The sequence below is a fragment of the Rhodococcus sp. WY5 genome, assembly GCF_018588185.1.
GTDB classification, from domain to species: Bacteria; Actinomycetota; Actinomycetes; order Mycobacteriales; family Mycobacteriaceae; genus Rhodococcus_F; species Rhodococcus_F qingshengii.
Genome location: NZ_JAAMPR010000005.1, coordinates 73,942 through 88,113 on the forward strand (window position 1 = coordinate 73,942; position 14,172 = coordinate 88,113).

Below are 14,172 nucleotides of genomic sequence, written 5' to 3' on the forward strand. Positions count from 1 at the left end.
TGATTTCCCTTCCAAAGTTGCGCCGATGGTTCGTGATGCTTTCCGGGGTGAAGGGCTTTGAGCAAGTGGACTTTTCCCTCCACGTGGCACCTCAATCAGGCGGATCGCTCGTTCGTGCGCCGCACGTCCGCGGCAGCTGTCACCTTGTGGGTATGTGGACGGGGTGACGCCGAGGAGTTCGACGCGGCCGCGTTTGGGGTGGTGTGAAGGATCGCGAGCGCGGCACGGATATCGCGGGCTGCGGCGGCGAGGTGGGTGGTGATGTCCTGGTTGTCGGCTTCGGCAGCGAGGAACAGTTCCAGCTCTTCGGGGTACGTTCTCGGTGCGGTGTAGATCCCTCGTAGTTCTTCGCGTGCGTCAGCTATCGCGGCCAGTGCATCGTCGAGGGCCGCGAGCATTGCTCGGAGCCGCCGTTCGGCCGAGTCGGGGAAAACTTGTGCGGGACGGTATGTCTGAGTCATGAGCGGGAAACTCCTGTCGTGTCATGTCGCGTTTCGATGACCGTTCGTACGTGTCAGCCGGCGGAATCGGCCCCCGGGGTATGCCGATCGGTGGGCGGGAGGACCGCGACGATGCGGGTTTCTACGCATTTCGACGGTCGGCGGCTCACTTGGATGTCTCCGGCGATCAGCTCGCGCATCCGATCTGCAATGTCGCTGTCGTCTTCGTAACCGCTGCAGAAGATTCTGTCGTCCGGGCCGCGAACGCCGCGCTCGGTGTCGAGGATCGTGTAGTACGGGACCCTGCGGAGGTTGAACGGGCTGGTAAGGATCGCGAACCTGCCATCGCCGGATGTGGCTCGCACTCTCCACCATCGCCGGGACTCCGCGAATTGGACGCGGTGCCCCATCTCGAGCGCGGTTGCATCGACCGCTGTCCGGGCTGATCCTGTCGTCATTTCTCTCATCAGCCGCGCTCCTCGAATTCGGAGAGCTCTCCGCGTAGTTCCGCCAGCGCGGACTCTCGTGCGCGCCGGAGGTCTGTGAGGTCGATCGCCAACTGATCTATCGCCGAGGCCGCCACATCATCGCCGGCCGCGTTGGCCAGAAGGTTCTCGATGGCCCGGTCTCCATCGTGAATCCTGTCGAGAGATTCGCCGGCAGTGAGCGATTCCTGCAGTTCGAGCAGATGGCGACGATAGCTCCACAGCGCAGCTACACGTGTGAGCAGCGATCGCTCGACGCGCTCGAGCCATCGGCTGCTCACCAGGTGAGCTTCCCTCGCTGCGAGGGCTTGCGGGCTGCTACCCGCAGCCGGGGTCCCCAAAGTTGCTCGCACTGTGGCGAGTTCACCGGCGTGCGCAAGAATTCCGGCCAGTTGCTCGTCGAGATTCAGGCGTATGCGACCTACGTCGAGATCCTCACTTTCCCACGCAGGGACCGTGCGGATCTCGTCGACAAGTGTCGATGCCGCCAACGCCAACCGCAACTCGACATGCGCCCCGCCAGCCGAGATCAACGACTGCAGAGCAGTAGCGGCGTCACCGATCTCGGTTTTGTCCTCCTCACTCAGGCGGAGCGGATCGCGGCGGGTCCACCACCACAGCCCCACCGCCTCTATCCCCGCAGCCAGGCAAAAGCAGACAAGTAGTGCGACGAATGGGTTCGCCGGCGCAGTCACGCCCGCAAAAACCGGGATGAGCCCGATCAGAACCGGCGCGAGAAGAGCGAGCGGAATCTTCACCTCCTCACCGCCTGCTACTCGACCGGTATGTACCGTCGTGCGCCACACATCGCGCCGAGGGTAGTAGTCGAGCGACGATTTTCCTTCCCATCCAGGCTCGTCAGTACTCCACGACTGCTCACGCCTGAGGTCGACGATCTCCGCAACGCGCTCGCTGAGCATCTGCTCCCACAACCGGTCGAGCGCGCACAAGAATTCTTCGCTCTCCGGGTCCACGTCGATGTCGGCGATCATGGACCGCACTGCGGTTGCTGCACTCTCTACGCTCATGTCACGCTCCGACCAGGTCCGTTGTAGGTGAATGCTCCCGTTCACAGCAGCTGGCCGCGCTTTTGCCGAACGCCGAACTCGTTGCCGCACATGATCGATACCGGGATTCGCCCCAGCGCTCTCGCTGCCGTAGACGCGTCGTAGAGACGCAGGTCCCGCAAGGGATGCCGCCACCGTTGCAATCGGTGGCGCGTGGACCACCTCGTACGACATTGAACGGGCTGGTAAGGATCGCGAACCTGCCATCGCCGGATGTTGCTCGCATCCTCCACCATCGCCGGGACTCCGCGAACTGCACGCGGTGCCCCATCTCGAGCGCAGTTGCAGCGACCGCGCGGGTGATGAGGAGGGCCCGATTGGATCGCCAACACTCGATTCGTTACTCACGACTGCGCCTCAGAAGGATTGCTGGGCAGGACTTCAGGAGGAAGGGCGGCGAGGGCGGCGTGGATCTGCGCGGCGCGTTGGAGGGTGCCGCGTACGCCTTCGGGGTACGCAAATCCGCGGATGTCATACGGGTCGGGTTGCAACGCAAGGATGGACACGCGCTCGGCGAGCGCGGCGTGATCGCGGCGCGTAAGGGATGTGTAGTTGCCCGGTGTGGGGACATCGCGCAGGGCGGATTCTAGGTAGTTCCAGGTGGTTGATTCCCCCGCGGGGGAGTCGGTTTCGTGGTCAGTCATGAGACGCGGTTCCTTTCGGTTAATTCTGAGGGCTGTTCATCGAGGTCAGAGGAATGCCGTCACTGGACGACGACTCCCTTTTTGAAGGCTTGGTGTAGAGAGAATTCGCGGCCCAATGGGTGTGCGAACGACCGGTGTCCTGGGAAGTGCTCCTTGTGACGCAATGTTTCGCATTCGGGGTAGTTCCAGAATGTTGGTGTGTTCGGATGGCCGACATCGAATCCCGCTTCCCGCCAGAACTGGACCAGTTCCGGGCGGTCAGGGGTTGATCCGTACAGGTGTCCTTGCTTCGCGGTGGCGGCGGAAAGGTCGTCAACCAGCGTTCGGACGAGTTGTGCTCCGACAGCGGACGATCCGGTAGTTTCCGGTTTGACCACCAGGTTTTCGAGTATCCAGACGGTTCTCGATATCCACACGCATCCGGCTTCTGACCAGCCAGCTCTGCGGGCGGCGCGTGCCAGACCGTGTGGTGGTGATGCCAGCACGTATCCGATAGGGCGATGGTTCGACGTGGCGATGATTCCGATCGAATCCACCGCGTTCAGTCCTGCGGGGGCTGCCTCACCGGAGGTCCATCTTCGGTGCAGTGACGTCATTTTCTTGCTCTCACGGGGATGAAATCGCTGAAGCTCGATGCCGTCCATGTGGTCAGTCCCTTCCCAGTTTGAGGACAGGCGATTGTGCGCCCCCTCTTACAAGAGAGGAGGTTCGACGTCGGGGTTCCTGTGACATGAATTGCGAAAAAAGGTTTTGGCGGGGCGCTGTGCGGGGTTCTCGTGGTGGCGCCGAGGCGCTGCCGAAGAGTCTCGTCGGTGGGGGCATATCGCCAGTGTGACTGAGGGTCATTACATCGTGAGCAGCCCGAGTTTGAGGCTGGAGGAGCGTGGATCGGAATGTGCGTGATGTTCGTAGTGTCATGTGCCGCGGTTAGCGTCCGGATTGTCACCACGACGTTTGCGTTGGGAGTCCTACCAACGCACAAGGACCAAGGAGTTTGTCATGGCGTTCGATCCGATTTCGATTTTCGTCGCAGGTGTTGCTGCTGCGGGTGCAGCCGTTCAGGGTTCCCCTCTGCCCCCGCCCGTTGCGGATGTTGCTGCAAATGTGGTTGCAGCAGTGGAGCAGTCGGCCTCTGAGTGGGATGCTCAGCTAGCCCCGTACCTTGAGTATCTTCCTGCGGACATTCCCTCGTACGCAGAACAATTGCTTCCCCAGCAGGACACATCGCCGGAGCCAGCAGTGCCTGATGCACAGGTGGAGAGCCTCGAACCGACCATCACTGTGCCGGCGCCAGTTGCTCCCGTGGTTGCTCCTGTCGTACTGGCCGGCCCGGGGTCCTCTGCCCCCTCTGCTGTCCCACCGTTGACTTCGCTGATTCCCGGGTTGTCGGGCGTTCCCGAACTTGTCTTCGATCCGAACATTCCGCGCGACGTGGAGATCGCCCGCAAAGTTATCGAAGCGGCCTTGACGGCGCTCGGGCTGCCGTACCAGTGGGGCGGCGGAGCCCTCGACGGTCCGACGATGGGTGATGGAACAGGTGGCGCGACAGCGGGTTACGACTGCTCCGGGTTGGTGCGCTTCGCGGTATTTCAGGCGACGGGAAAGGAATTGCCTCGGACCTCGCAAATCCAGTTCACTGTTGGCACTCAAATTGCTTGGGACAGCGCACAGCCTGGAGACCTGCTCTTCGGGAATTGGCAGGCTGACGGCGCGAATCATGTTGCGATCTACCTCGGTGGGGGCCGCATGATCGAAGCGCCGCAGGCAGGGCAGCTCGTGCAGATCAGCGCCGTCCGCTCGGACATGGTGCCGGTCAGGCTCTTCTGAGCCGACAGCCATGTCCAGTGAGGACGAGGCACACGAGATGGTCGATGCGACGGGTACACGTCGACGACTGCAGGCCTTGCTCGCCAACGGGCACCGCGCGAAGGATCTCGTTGCAGCTCTGGGCGTGCACACTAGTTGTCAACGAATCATTCGCAGCGAGAAAGTATCTGCGGTCATCCGAGACAGTGTCACGCAGTTGTACGGAGAGCTCGAAAATCGAGTCGGCCCGTCGGATCTGGCCCGCGAACGATACCGCGGGCTCGGTTACCTGTCGCCGATGTGGTGGGACCCTGACATCATCGACGATCCGGATGCCGAGCCGGCCGGTATTCGGGTGTACATGAAGATTCGAGTCGAAGACCCGCAGGGGGGCAGCCGTTACCGACGAGTGTTGGTGGATGTCGTCACCGAAACACGAGTGGAACGTGTCGCCCGTATGCACCGGCTGGGCCTCTCGGTTGATCAGATTGCTGTTCGTATCGGGACTCGGGTCCGTTACGTGAGGCGCGATTTGGCTGAACTCGGCGTTTCACATCGGTGATGGTGCTTCTTGGGAGAGCAGATCTGGATGTCGGTGGTGGAGGGGCGGGGATCGAACTTCGTTGGATTCCGATCGGCGGGTCGAAGTTGGGCTGATGAAACGTACATCTACGTGCCTTTTTGTCGTGTGCGTGATCGTGTGCGTGACTCGCTTTCCGAACTGGACGTGTTCGAGATGTGCTGTACCGGATGTAGCGTCCCGTTTCGAGAGGTTGCTCGGGAACAAGCCCACAGTGGCCCGTTAACGATCGAGGAGATTCGATGACGATGAACTCACCGGAACCGTCAGCCGCGCAGGCATCGTTGCCTGGATCTGCGGTCCATGGTGGACGGGGGTCGGACGAGATCGTGTCGACCTTCCTGCGTGCCGCGGTTCTTTCCGGGCATGTAAATGGAGATGGGTTCTCTACCAACGGGAATGGCGACATTGATGCTGTAGACGAAAGGAAAGTTTCATGACCAACGTGGGGGAAAGTCGCATCGGATCCCGACTGAGCGCAATGCTCTCGGAGTTCGATACAGGCGAACAACAGGAGGGATCCGTGCGAATGGACTTCGCGCTGGGTGCACGTGCAGACGGCGGGGATCGATGAGAACTCGTGAGCTCGTTGTCGTACAGGTCAATGCGACAGGCGATGACCCGGCGAGGCACGTCGCATTGGAAGTGGCGGCCGTGAGCCTTGGCAGTGGGAAGCGCTGGGATTTGACGGTGCCGCTCACTCAGGAACAGCTTGCGGATGCGGATCCCTCCGTTCTGCGCCGAAATGGCTATTATCGGCGAGGTTTGGCGGACAGTGCCGACCTCACTCGCTCTGTTCTCTCTGCTCGAATCGCTGACCTGGCGGGGGCTTTGGCTGGCAACACCCTCGGTGGGACGTCCCCGGAAGACTCTGCCGATTTTCTCGCCCGACTATTCCGTAGCTTCGATATCGAGCCACGATGGCACCCACGCCTGGCTGACATCGGAGCATTGACGGCTGGCGCATTCGGACTGGCTGCGACGTCGATTCCGACGTTCACGGCGTGCTGTCGAATGTGGGGAATCGACTTCGACGCGGACGAGCCGTCAGCGATGACGACCGCCACAGCTGCCGCAGGGTGCTTTCGCACTCTCGATCAGTACAACGCGGTCGAAGTGCTGCAGGGGAGCGATCCGCATCCGGTCAGGCTGTCAGCGGTCCCCGACCCGATAGTCCGCTCGCAGTCATGATCGGGAAGGGGACTGTTGAGCGCTTCCTTTCTCGGGTCGCAGGTGGGCACCTCGCCGGCGCATATTTTGTCGTTGTCGTCATCGTCAACGTGGCCCAGTCGTGGCGACGAGATGGCGCCCTGCCGTCGTGGACGGTTTGGCTTCTCGACGTTCCGTTGGTCGTCGTCGTTTTCGGAATGACCGGATTGTGGATTGTGCAGCGCGTCCAGCGGTCCAGGGGTGCCGACGGCCACCCCAGCAATGAAACGTCACTGTGACGAACCATAGGAAGGTCCGTACATGACCGACACCACCGCAATATGCGCGAAGATCATCCGTCGATACGCAACACTGCGCGAGGAATATCTTCACGGCAAGTCCGACGCGGATTTCAACAGCTCCTCGACAACTGATCAAGAGCGGTGGCTGATGTGTGAAATCAGTGGCCTACGCAAAGCCGCCGATCTGCTGTCCGCAGATGCATCAGAGGTACCGATGGGGCTGCCCTCGAGGTACTGGGACGCGTGGCCAGAGATGGTGGAGGAGATCCGCAGTAGTCCGGTCGAGAACGAAGCCCGCTCGCAGGGCGTGACCTCAACAGCCGTTGCGCCGGGCGTGGACATGAACCAGCGGGAAATGTTTTCACAGTGCGTACCGAGCTGCGATGCATGTGGCACTGACGCCCCTCATCGCGAGGTTCCTTCAGATGGATGGACACAGTCGCACGGTGAAAAGTACTGCCCTTCGTGCTCCTTCGTCCGACAACAGAGCTGGGGAACCAGCACCCACCACCAAGTGAACGAGGCAGAATCATGACGCGCCGCCGCAGTGAGTCTGAACGTCCACCGCACCTCGGCTCGCGGCTATCCCCGGCGCCGTTGCAGTCGACGAGTAAGTCCGAAGATCCCCGTACGGTCATGTTCGAGAGAATCGACGCGCGAATTCGCGCACGTTCGCGTTCCGTTTCAGCTACCAAGAATGCGACGCTTGCTCTCGGTGCTTGGACGGAACGCGCAGTGACGCATGGCGGACTCACAGTGTCGGAAATCGCGAGGCAGCTCGGAATGGTACGCACGACGCTCACGGAGTTCAGACGCCAAGCCAATGCTGCCGGCTACACCATCACAGACGAGCAGGATGAATGGATCCTGCAGTTGCCAGCGCACGAATTCGTCGACTGCGCTCTCTCCGCGGGTCCGCTCGCGGAGATCATTACGAGCACAGACCCCAGCGACCTCGTCTACTTGTCGGGGCAGCCGCTCTACCGATTCGACCTCTCGTCCCGCGGCTCGGTGCCTCACCTCATGGTCCGATGCGGAGACAACCCAGACAACTGGTTCATGCTGAGCCGATCCGGTTTCGACGGTGCAAGCGCGGCCGACAATATCCGTGTGGTGCTCATTGCGCTCGGGGTTGAAATGCGCATCATCGACCACATCACTCGGCACACAGTCACCCACCTCGTGCTCGACGACGACCAGCTCCGAACGACGAAAGCCCGGCACCTGGGATTGCCCCTCCCGGAAGAAATCGAGGGCGGACGCCGACATCTCATCACGCTGACAGGGAAGTTCGAACCCTCGTCGCCGTCGGGGTACTTCGATGTCGACGATCTCGTTCTTCCGGGTGTCGCGGGACGTCTGTTCGGACTACTCGATCGTCACCCACGGTTCAGCGGTGTACCGCGCGGCGGCACGATCTTCTCTACTCGTAGCGTCGCCGGTGCGGCGGGGTTCGTCGACGACTACGGCACCGTCTACCCGCTGGTGATCGAGCAAGGTTCGCTGCAGATCTAGGTCACAGATTTCGAACCGACCGATTTCACCGAATGGTTGCCGCAAGAATTTCACAGTGTGCTCCACTCTGCGGGGCTGCTCCCCGCAGACTTGGCCGACGAGGATCCTGCCCAGGCCCTGCGGACACTTACCTCCACAGGACGCGGCCGCGCACCTGAGACTCATCTCAACGGCGGGATCACGTGGCTGCCGTAGTCTCCGTTCTTCATCGCTGTGGAGTGAGCGCAGACGCATTGAGGGCCACAGAACGAATTCTGTGGCCCTCAATGCTCGCAAGCACTAGTTGATGCAACTAGGCGGTGACAGCGGGTCTGTCCAGAAAACGGTGTAATTGATTGGTTTCTAACTACTTTCGTCCGGCAGACAGCCGTCCGTCGAACGTTATCTCGAAGGCATTCAGTGCTGCCTTCCATCGGTTGGACCAGCGCCTGCGGGCGGTGCCTTTGGGATCGAGGCTCATGATGGCCAGATACACGCATTTCAAGGCCGCGGCCTCGGTCGGAAAGTGTCCACGGGCCTTGACAGCCCTGCGGATTCGAGCGTTGACACTCTCGATGGCGTTGGTCGTGTAAATGACCTGCCGGATGGCGTTGTCGAATTGTAGGAACGGCACGAACTCAGCCCAGGCGTTAGTCCAGAGCCTGATGATCGCGGGATAGCGTTTCTCCCATTTGTCACTGAACTCTGCGAATCGGTCGAGCGCGGCCTGCTCCGACGGAGCCGTGTAGACGGGTTTGAGGTCCTTGGCGATCTCGGACCAGTCCTTGCGGGAGGCATAGGCGTAGGTGTTACGGAGAAGATGGACCACACAAGTCTGCACGATGGTCTGTGGCCACACTTGCTCGATCGAGTCGGGTAGATGCTTGAGACCATCGCACACGACGATCAGAACATCCTGCACACCACGGTTTTTCAGCTCGGACAACACCCGAAGCCAGTACTTCGCTCCCTCCCCGTCGCCGTGCTCACCGACCCACAATCCGAGGATGTCGCGGGTGCCGTCGACAGTCACCCCCATCGCGACGTAGATCGGCCGGTTAGCGACGTTGCCCTCGCGGATCTTGACGTGGATGCAGTCGATGAACAACACCGGGTACACAGGATCCAACGGCCGGTTCTGCCACTCGGCCATGCCTTCCATCACCCGCTCGGTGATCGTCGAGATCGTCTGCTTGGACACATCAGCTCCGTACACCTCGGCCAGGTGTGCAGCGATCTCACCGGTCGTCAAACCCTTGGCCGACAATGAGATCACCATGTCCTCCACGCCTGAGAGCCGACGCTGCCGCTTGGCCACGATCTTCGGCTCGAAGGAGGAATCCCGGTCACGGGGCACCTCGAGTTCGACCGGGCCGGCCTCGGTCAACACGTTCTTGGCTCGTCTGCCGTTGCGGGAGTTGCCGCTGCCCCTCCCTGCCGGGTCGCTCTTGCCGTATCCGAGGTGGTCGTCCATCTCGCCTTCGAGCGCGGACTCCACGACTAGCTTGGTCAGCTTCGACAGCAATCCACCATCTCCGGTCAACTGCAGCCCTTCGGCTCGCGCCTGCTCGACCAGCTCTTTGAGCCGCGCATCGCTGATACCCGGCTGAGCCGAGTTCGTCTCTGTCTCACGTTCAATCACGTCAGTCATAGTGGCGTATCTCCTTTCAGAGTTACACCGTTGTTCTTACAGTCCCGTGACAGCTGCCCCGCCGTTGTTGATCTGAGTGCGAAGAGTGTTCGTCAGTTCCTCCGCTCCAGTTCGTCCGGAATCGTTGATCGGAGTACTGGCGTAGGAGTTGTGATCGTCGTTGGCGATGAACGTTGCGTAGTTCAGTACCTCGTCGAGAACCTTGCCTGGGGTGAGTTCGTCAGCCATCTTGTTGAGCATGGGGAAGGCATCGAGAGGAAGTGCCTTCAGCGTCTTGCGGACCGCATTGTTGAGCTGGCCGACGAGCTTTCCGAGATCGGGTGGCAGTGCAATGTAGTTCTGCATCGCCGCGTTCGCCGAGATACGTGAGACGGTAGCGCCGATCGCTGCGTACTCGTTGATCGGCAGCTTGGATACGACCTGCCCGATGACGGTGGAGAGCTGTGTAGCGAAATTGATCACTTGAGGAGCCAGCTGCGCGAGCAGTCCTGGGACCGCGAGGAAGTCGCCTCGGGCGACCGTGTCGGTGAGCTGAGTGACAGAGGCGGTGATAGGTGCGATGTCCGCGCCGGGGACCGTTTTGGCGGCGACATCTGCGCTCAGATTGCCGACCTGTGAAGCGAGATCGAGAGCGAGTTGCGGTACCGCCAGGAAGTTGCCGGTCGCGACATTTTGGTTGAGTGCATCGAGAGTTTTGGTCAGCGGAGCGCCATTGAGTCCGAGGAGTGTCGTGACGACGCCGGCGACGGACTTCACCGGATCGCGCGCATCGATCTGCGAACCGAGAGCACCGATGAATTGTGTCCCGACAGCATCGTCGGGGGTGTTGCAGTAGAGGTCTCCGGCAGCGCAGACGCTGACGACGATGTCACTCAGGTCGCCGAACCCTGCCGGACGAACGCCGGCGAATCCGACGCCTGTGATGGGAGCGCCGATGCTCTTTCCCGCGTTCTTGGATTGTCCAGGGTCGGCGAGGAGGGCGACGCCGAACATGCGATTGCGATCGACTGGTCCCGATCCGCTGCCGATATCTGCCGCCAGGTCGCCGGCTGCATCAGCGCCTTGGGAGAATCCGGTGAGACCGAACTTGGTGTTGGTGCATTCGGCTGCCTTGTCGGCGATCATCTTCGAAGCGGTGTCGATTGCCTGCTTCTTGCTTGTGCCGTAGGTGTTCGCTTTGTCGTCGACGATGAGAGCCATGTACGGCACGTACTCGACTTGAAGTTGCGCGGTAGAGAACTCGCTCACCAAAGGATCGGTGACGTTTTTGAGCATGCCCCGCGACTGGTTTGGATCGGCATCTGCAGTTGTTTCGGTCGTGCCACCGATAGCGAGAAGAAGGTTGTCTGGGCACGCAGGCTTCGGAGCGCTTTGATTGGCTGTCGCGGCGGGAACCGCGACTACAGCTGCCAGAACTCCGATGGCAACAGCGGCCACCGTGACTCGTCGTGCGGTGATGAATGTACTCATCGGAGTGTCCTTGTCTTGAGGGCGTGAATGGAGTGAAACTCAACTTGCGAGGGGAAGGTCCTTCTTCGCTGAGCGGTACATGGAGATTCGCTTGATTTTGGGTTCCGGGACGTTGAGGTGATTGCACACGGCGTCGCGGACCCGGGCGATCGAGCGACTCAACCGCTTACGTGCGGCTGCGTGGGTGATTCCCATCTCTTGCGCTAAAGCGGCGACATCGGCACCGTCTTCGTTCATGTACGCCCGGGTGATCAGTGTGCGATCGGAGTCCGAAATGGTGCCCTGATCTACTGCCCAATTCAGCACATCCATGACATCAATCTCGGTGGGATCGTCGTCCCGAAGAAACTCCTCCGCTGCCCGTTCAGCATCTGCAATCTGGAAGTGGGCGTCGTCGACAGCGACGTCGAGAACCGCAGTTGTGGCGGTGATCTTGTGGAGGGTGTTGAGCGCGAGTTGCCCCGCGATTCCACGGCGAGTTCCGCGGTAGGTCGAGATCGTTTCCCAGAATGCGTGAAGCGTCGCAGCGGTCCGGTCTGCGTACGCAGCGTGTGCGGCGACCCCGTTGGCGACTCGTGCGTACTTCTGCATCCCGGTCAGTTTCGGACGCATGAATTCAATGAGCGTGCTGCCCGCCAGTGACGACCCCGCTTGGTGTGCGTGAAGTAGTACCGACAGAACGGCGTCGGGTTCACAGAAGGTGAGTGCCTTCAGTTCCGCGAACGACTCGGCACCCACAAGTTCGGGCCGGGTGTTGACCCACTGCGAGAGTTCGATACGAGCAGAAGGCGTCGCGGACTCTCGTATCCACTGCTGATGCAGGACCGCGAGGAAGTCCGTCGAGTTGACGGGAATGGTGGCGCTGGTATGCGCGTGGATGGACGTGTCCACGGCGATCTCCTATGCAGAAGGAATTGGTCTGCATAGGAGTAGATCAACGGGTTATTGCCGTGACCTGCATGTATGTCATTGCCATTGGGGCTTCTGTTATTGCCGCGGCCACGCCGATCGACTCAAAGCCACCGTGAACGCGGTCACAGCGAGTTGCGCAGGCGGTCGCCCGAGCAGGCAGTTCTTCGACTGGCAATGACACCGAAAACTGCTTCAGAAAACTTTTTGAAGAAAGTTCGTCGAGACCTGTCACAGCAATCCGAAAATCGAACCTCCTCTCTTGTAGAGGCCCTCGAAATTGCCGAGAGCCAGACGAGAGGAAGGACCTGACATGGCCGAGCCGGACCCGCAGGTGAGCACCGATCCATGGAGAGGCCCGTTCACTCGTTTCAGTGGTGAATCAGACGATCTCGGTGGCCAGCTACGCGATGCAGGTCTGGTGTTCGCCGTACAGGAACAACTGCGGACCGCACTGTCGGAGCTTGCAGATCACCCCCTCAGTCCAGAGGCCGGCGCGCGGGTCCACTACCTGCTGGGCGAGCCTGCGGCTGGCGCACGTGCAGCGCTCGGTCGCATGAACACGAGCCGAAAGGCTGCGACACAGCCGCCGACTCTGTCGATCGTCGCGCCACTCATCGAGAGCGAAGGCAGTGCCTCATGAGTCGCTTCAAAGGAATGAAACGGAAGCCCCGCACGGACAAAATCGTCCTCGACGACAACGAACCACAGAGCGAACAAGCGACGTGGGCGCGCACACAAGATCGGAAGACACAACTAGTCCGATTCGGACTTTTCGGAGCCATCGGAGCGGGAGTACTGGCACTCGTTCTCGTGTTGTCCGGGTTCACCGTGTCCTCACCAACAGTGGTGAAACCGAAGTCCACGGCATCCGTGAACACCGCCGCACAGGCACAGTCGGAAGACCTCGCGCAACAGCTCGTTGTGACGTGGCTTCAAGCGAAACGTGGTGCCGAAAAGTCACTCGCACCATACGTTCGCTCGGAAGGAATCAAGCTCCCTGCGGAAGCGCTCTTCGTCGCCAGCGACGCCCGAATTGCAAGCGTCGAACTACAACCAGCACCCGCGAAGTCTGCCGCAGCATCCGGAACTGGTGCGCCAACTACCAACACGTCCGAGGTCTACTCCGTCATCGTCTCGGCCTCCGTGCGGCAGGTATCCGAACCCTCCGAAGCCGCGCAGAGACGCTTCTATTCGGTACCCGTTGTCGTCAACGACGGCCGGGCCCGTGCGGCATCAATCCCGTCACCCGTTCCCGCCCCTGCAACCGGACCCGACGTGAATCTCGGCTACAAGTACCGCATTGTCGCCGGGCATCCGTCGAACACCGCAGTCCAACAGTTCCTCGCAGCTTTGACCGCAGGAACGGGAGAAATTTCGCGATACATCGCGCCAGGGACCTCCCTTCGGGCGATCAGCCCAGCCCCGTACAAGAGCGTCAAGGTCGTCGATCTCGTTTCCGATCGCGACTTCTCCGGTGAGGCAGCTGACAAAGCGCCGGCCGACGGAATCAAGATCCGAGTGCTCGCCACTGCCGAACTTTCGGTGACAGCTACCGAGTCGGTGACCGGCCAGTATCCACTCACGCTCACCTCACGAGGCGGTCGATGGGAGGTTTCCGCCATGGACGCCAGCCCGCTGCTTCCTGCCCCCGAACAGAACGCAGCAGCCAGCGGTGCGCCCTCTACTTCCGTTTCGACGACGCCCGCGAGCGCAACTGCTCCCACTTCAGCCACCCCCGTCAACTGACATCCACGAAAGGCATCCCGATGAGTACAGCTGCACTTCTCCTCGACCCGAACACTCACCTCTTGGCGGAAGGAATCCTCGAATGGACCAACACCAAAGCCACCGAAACGCAAGACACGATCCGAATCCTCACCGCCACCGGAGCCTGCGGAGGTGTCGCCTTCACCGCAGTCAAGAGTCGCTTCTCCATGGCTCCCATCCTGCTGTCCGGACTCGTTGCGGGACTTCTCGTGTGGATCGTCTGGAACGTCACCGAAGTCAAGGACAAGGTGGGCTCCGAACTCGATTCCATGGGTCACTCGATCGTCGTCGATGCACCCGAGCCGCGTGCTGACCTTCTCGGATTTGTGAACCTGCCAGACCCGCACGACATCTAACTCACCTCAGCCCTGAACGCAGCCAAACAGCGAGTCACCACGAAGGAGG

18 protein-coding genes are annotated in these 14,172 nt (G+C 60.9%); 10 read left to right on the forward strand and 8 right to left on the reverse strand.

Translation table 11 applies throughout. The annotated features are described in order from the left end of the window. Positions 1-95 precede the first annotated feature (95 nt). The 5 genes from G4D79_RS33220 to G4D79_RS33240 all read right to left on the reverse strand — a co-directional run bounded on the left by G4D79_RS33220 (position 96) and on the right by G4D79_RS33240 (position 3,280). Positions 96-461, reverse strand: coding sequence for a hypothetical protein (locus tag G4D79_RS33220; RefSeq protein WP_214514950.1), 366 nt, complete (start codon positions 459-461; stop codon positions 96-98). Positions 462-514: 53 nt separating this feature from the next. Beyond that, positions 515-907, reverse strand: a complete 393-nt coding sequence (locus tag G4D79_RS33225; protein ID WP_214514951.1) for a hypothetical protein — start codon at positions 905-907, stop codon at positions 515-517. Continuing rightward, positions 907-1,953: a hypothetical protein gene (locus tag G4D79_RS33230; protein ID WP_214514952.1), complete on the reverse strand. Its 1,047-nt coding sequence runs from the start codon at positions 1,951-1,953 to the stop codon at positions 907-909. The genes G4D79_RS33225 and G4D79_RS33230 overlap by 1 nt, the downstream gene beginning before the upstream one ends. 383 nt (positions 1,954-2,336) lie before the next feature. Next, positions 2,337-2,636, reverse strand: coding sequence for a hypothetical protein (locus G4D79_RS33235; RefSeq protein ID WP_214514953.1), 300 nt, complete (start codon positions 2,634-2,636; stop codon positions 2,337-2,339). A gap of 59 nt (positions 2,637-2,695) precedes the next feature. After that, positions 2,696-3,280 (reverse strand): hypothetical protein, encoded by a 585-nt coding sequence (locus G4D79_RS33240; RefSeq protein WP_214514954.1) that lies wholly within the window; start codon positions 3,278-3,280, stop codon positions 2,696-2,698. Between the two features lie 355 nt (positions 3,281-3,635). Between G4D79_RS33240 and G4D79_RS33245 the strand changes: the two genes are divergently transcribed. The 7 genes from G4D79_RS33245 (at position 3,636) to G4D79_RS33275 (ending at position 7,988) form a co-directional block, all read left to right on the forward strand. Then, positions 3,636-4,463, forward strand: coding sequence for a C40 family peptidase (locus tag G4D79_RS33245; RefSeq protein ID WP_214514955.1), 828 nt, complete (start codon positions 3,636-3,638; stop codon positions 4,461-4,463). A gap of 10 nt (positions 4,464-4,473) precedes the next feature. Then, positions 4,474-5,004, forward strand: a complete 531-nt coding sequence (locus tag G4D79_RS33250; RefSeq protein ID WP_075836558.1) for a hypothetical protein — start codon at positions 4,474-4,476, stop codon at positions 5,002-5,004. 454 nt (positions 5,005-5,458) lie between these two features. Next, positions 5,459-5,596 carry a hypothetical protein gene (locus G4D79_RS33255; RefSeq protein ID WP_214514956.1) on the forward strand — a complete coding sequence of 46 codons (138 nt, stop codon included), beginning with the start codon at positions 5,459-5,461 and terminating at the stop codon, positions 5,594-5,596. Further along, positions 5,593-6,213: a hypothetical protein gene (locus tag G4D79_RS33260; protein ID WP_075836560.1), complete on the forward strand. Its 621-nt coding sequence runs from the start codon at positions 5,593-5,595 to the stop codon at positions 6,211-6,213. Before G4D79_RS33255 ends, G4D79_RS33260 begins: the two co-directional genes overlap by 4 nt. Then, positions 6,210-6,470, forward strand: a complete 261-nt coding sequence (locus G4D79_RS33265) for a hypothetical protein (protein WP_214514957.1) — start codon at positions 6,210-6,212, stop codon at positions 6,468-6,470. The genes G4D79_RS33260 and G4D79_RS33265 overlap by 4 nt, the downstream gene beginning before the upstream one ends. Positions 6,471-6,492: 22 nt before the next feature. Next, positions 6,493-7,008 carry a hypothetical protein gene (locus tag G4D79_RS33270; protein WP_214514958.1) on the forward strand — a complete coding sequence of 172 codons (516 nt, stop codon included), beginning with the start codon at positions 6,493-6,495 and terminating at the stop codon, positions 7,006-7,008. Beyond that, positions 7,005-7,988: a hypothetical protein gene (locus tag G4D79_RS33275; protein WP_214514959.1), complete on the forward strand. Its 984-nt coding sequence runs from the start codon at positions 7,005-7,007 to the stop codon at positions 7,986-7,988. Before G4D79_RS33270 ends, G4D79_RS33275 begins: the two co-directional genes overlap by 4 nt. A gap of 346 nt (positions 7,989-8,334) precedes the next feature. Here the strand turns inward: G4D79_RS33275 and G4D79_RS33280 are convergent, their stop codons facing one another. From G4D79_RS33280 to G4D79_RS33290, 3 genes are read right to left on the reverse strand one after another with little or no spacing between them, the layout of a single operon-like run. After that, positions 8,335-9,618 carry an IS256 family transposase gene (locus G4D79_RS33280; protein WP_075832375.1) on the reverse strand — a complete coding sequence of 428 codons (1,284 nt, stop codon included), beginning with the start codon at positions 9,616-9,618 and terminating at the stop codon, positions 8,335-8,337. A 36-nt stretch (positions 9,619-9,654) separates the two neighbouring features. Next, complete coding sequence (locus G4D79_RS33285) at positions 9,655-11,088, reverse strand: cutinase family protein (protein WP_214514960.1); 1,434 nt, start codon at positions 11,086-11,088, stop codon at positions 9,655-9,657. 39 nt (positions 11,089-11,127) lie between these two features. Continuing rightward, on the reverse strand, positions 11,128-11,979 hold the full coding sequence (locus G4D79_RS33290; protein WP_214514961.1) for an RNA polymerase sigma factor: 852 nt from the start codon (positions 11,977-11,979) through the stop codon (positions 11,128-11,130). Between the two features lie 331 nt (positions 11,980-12,310). Here G4D79_RS33290 and G4D79_RS33295 point away from each other — a divergent pair, with 331 nt between their 5' ends. From G4D79_RS33295 to G4D79_RS33305, 3 genes are read left to right on the forward strand one after another with little or no spacing between them, the layout of a single operon-like run. Further along, positions 12,311-12,640, forward strand: coding sequence for a hypothetical protein (locus tag G4D79_RS33295; RefSeq protein WP_075836572.1), 330 nt, complete (start codon positions 12,311-12,313; stop codon positions 12,638-12,640). After that, complete coding sequence (locus tag G4D79_RS33300; RefSeq protein WP_214514962.1) at positions 12,637-13,746, forward strand: conjugal transfer protein; 1,110 nt, start codon at positions 12,637-12,639, stop codon at positions 13,744-13,746. The genes G4D79_RS33295 and G4D79_RS33300 overlap by 4 nt, the downstream gene beginning before the upstream one ends. 20 nt (positions 13,747-13,766) lie before the next feature. After that, positions 13,767-14,123 carry a hypothetical protein gene (locus G4D79_RS33305; RefSeq protein WP_214514963.1) on the forward strand — a complete coding sequence of 119 codons (357 nt, stop codon included), beginning with the start codon at positions 13,767-13,769 and terminating at the stop codon, positions 14,121-14,123. Positions 14,124-14,172: the final 49 nt, after the last annotated feature.

Bases quoted from the DNA above. Each gene is read 5' to 3' on its own strand.
- G4D79_RS33250 (WP_075836558.1), top strand. From the start codon at position 4,474: ATGTCCAGTGAGGACGAGGCACACGAGATGGTCGATGCGACGGGTACA.
- G4D79_RS33305 (WP_214514963.1), top strand. From the start codon at position 13,767: ATGAGTACAGCTGCACTTCTCCTCGACCCGAACACTCACCTCTTGGCG.
- G4D79_RS33270 (WP_214514958.1), top strand. From the start codon at position 6,493: ATGACCGACACCACCGCAATATGCGCGAAGATCATCCGTCGATACGCA.
- G4D79_RS33230 (WP_214514952.1), bottom strand. From the start codon at position 1,953: ATGAGCGTAGAGAGTGCAGCAACCGCAGTGCGGTCCATGATCGCCGAC.
- G4D79_RS33300 (WP_214514962.1), top strand. From the start codon at position 12,637: ATGAGTCGCTTCAAAGGAATGAAACGGAAGCCCCGCACGGACAAAATC.
- G4D79_RS33235 (WP_214514953.1), bottom strand. From the start codon at position 2,636: ATGACTGACCACGAAACCGACTCCCCCGCGGGGGAATCAACCACCTGG.
- G4D79_RS33260 (WP_075836560.1), top strand. From the start codon at position 5,593: ATGAGAACTCGTGAGCTCGTTGTCGTACAGGTCAATGCGACAGGCGAT.
- G4D79_RS33295 (WP_075836572.1), top strand. From the start codon at position 12,311: ATGGCCGAGCCGGACCCGCAGGTGAGCACCGATCCATGGAGAGGCCCG.
- G4D79_RS33275 (WP_214514959.1), top strand. From the start codon at position 7,005: ATGACGCGCCGCCGCAGTGAGTCTGAACGTCCACCGCACCTCGGCTCG.
- G4D79_RS33240 (WP_214514954.1), bottom strand. From the start codon at position 3,280: ATGGACGGCATCGAGCTTCAGCGATTTCATCCCCGTGAGAGCAAGAAA.
- G4D79_RS33220 (WP_214514950.1), bottom strand. From the start codon at position 461: ATGACTCAGACATACCGTCCCGCACAAGTTTTCCCCGACTCGGCCGAA.
- G4D79_RS33280 (WP_075832375.1), bottom strand. From the start codon at position 9,618: ATGACTGACGTGATTGAACGTGAGACAGAGACGAACTCGGCTCAGCCG.
- G4D79_RS33265 (WP_214514957.1), top strand. From the start codon at position 6,210: ATGATCGGGAAGGGGACTGTTGAGCGCTTCCTTTCTCGGGTCGCAGGT.
- G4D79_RS33285 (WP_214514960.1), bottom strand. From the start codon at position 11,088: ATGAGTACATTCATCACCGCACGACGAGTCACGGTGGCCGCTGTTGCC.
- G4D79_RS33225 (WP_214514951.1), bottom strand. From the start codon at position 907: ATGAGAGAAATGACGACAGGATCAGCCCGGACAGCGGTCGATGCAACC.
- G4D79_RS33255 (WP_214514956.1), top strand. From the start codon at position 5,459: ATGACCAACGTGGGGGAAAGTCGCATCGGATCCCGACTGAGCGCAATG.
- G4D79_RS33245 (WP_214514955.1), top strand. From the start codon at position 3,636: ATGGCGTTCGATCCGATTTCGATTTTCGTCGCAGGTGTTGCTGCTGCG.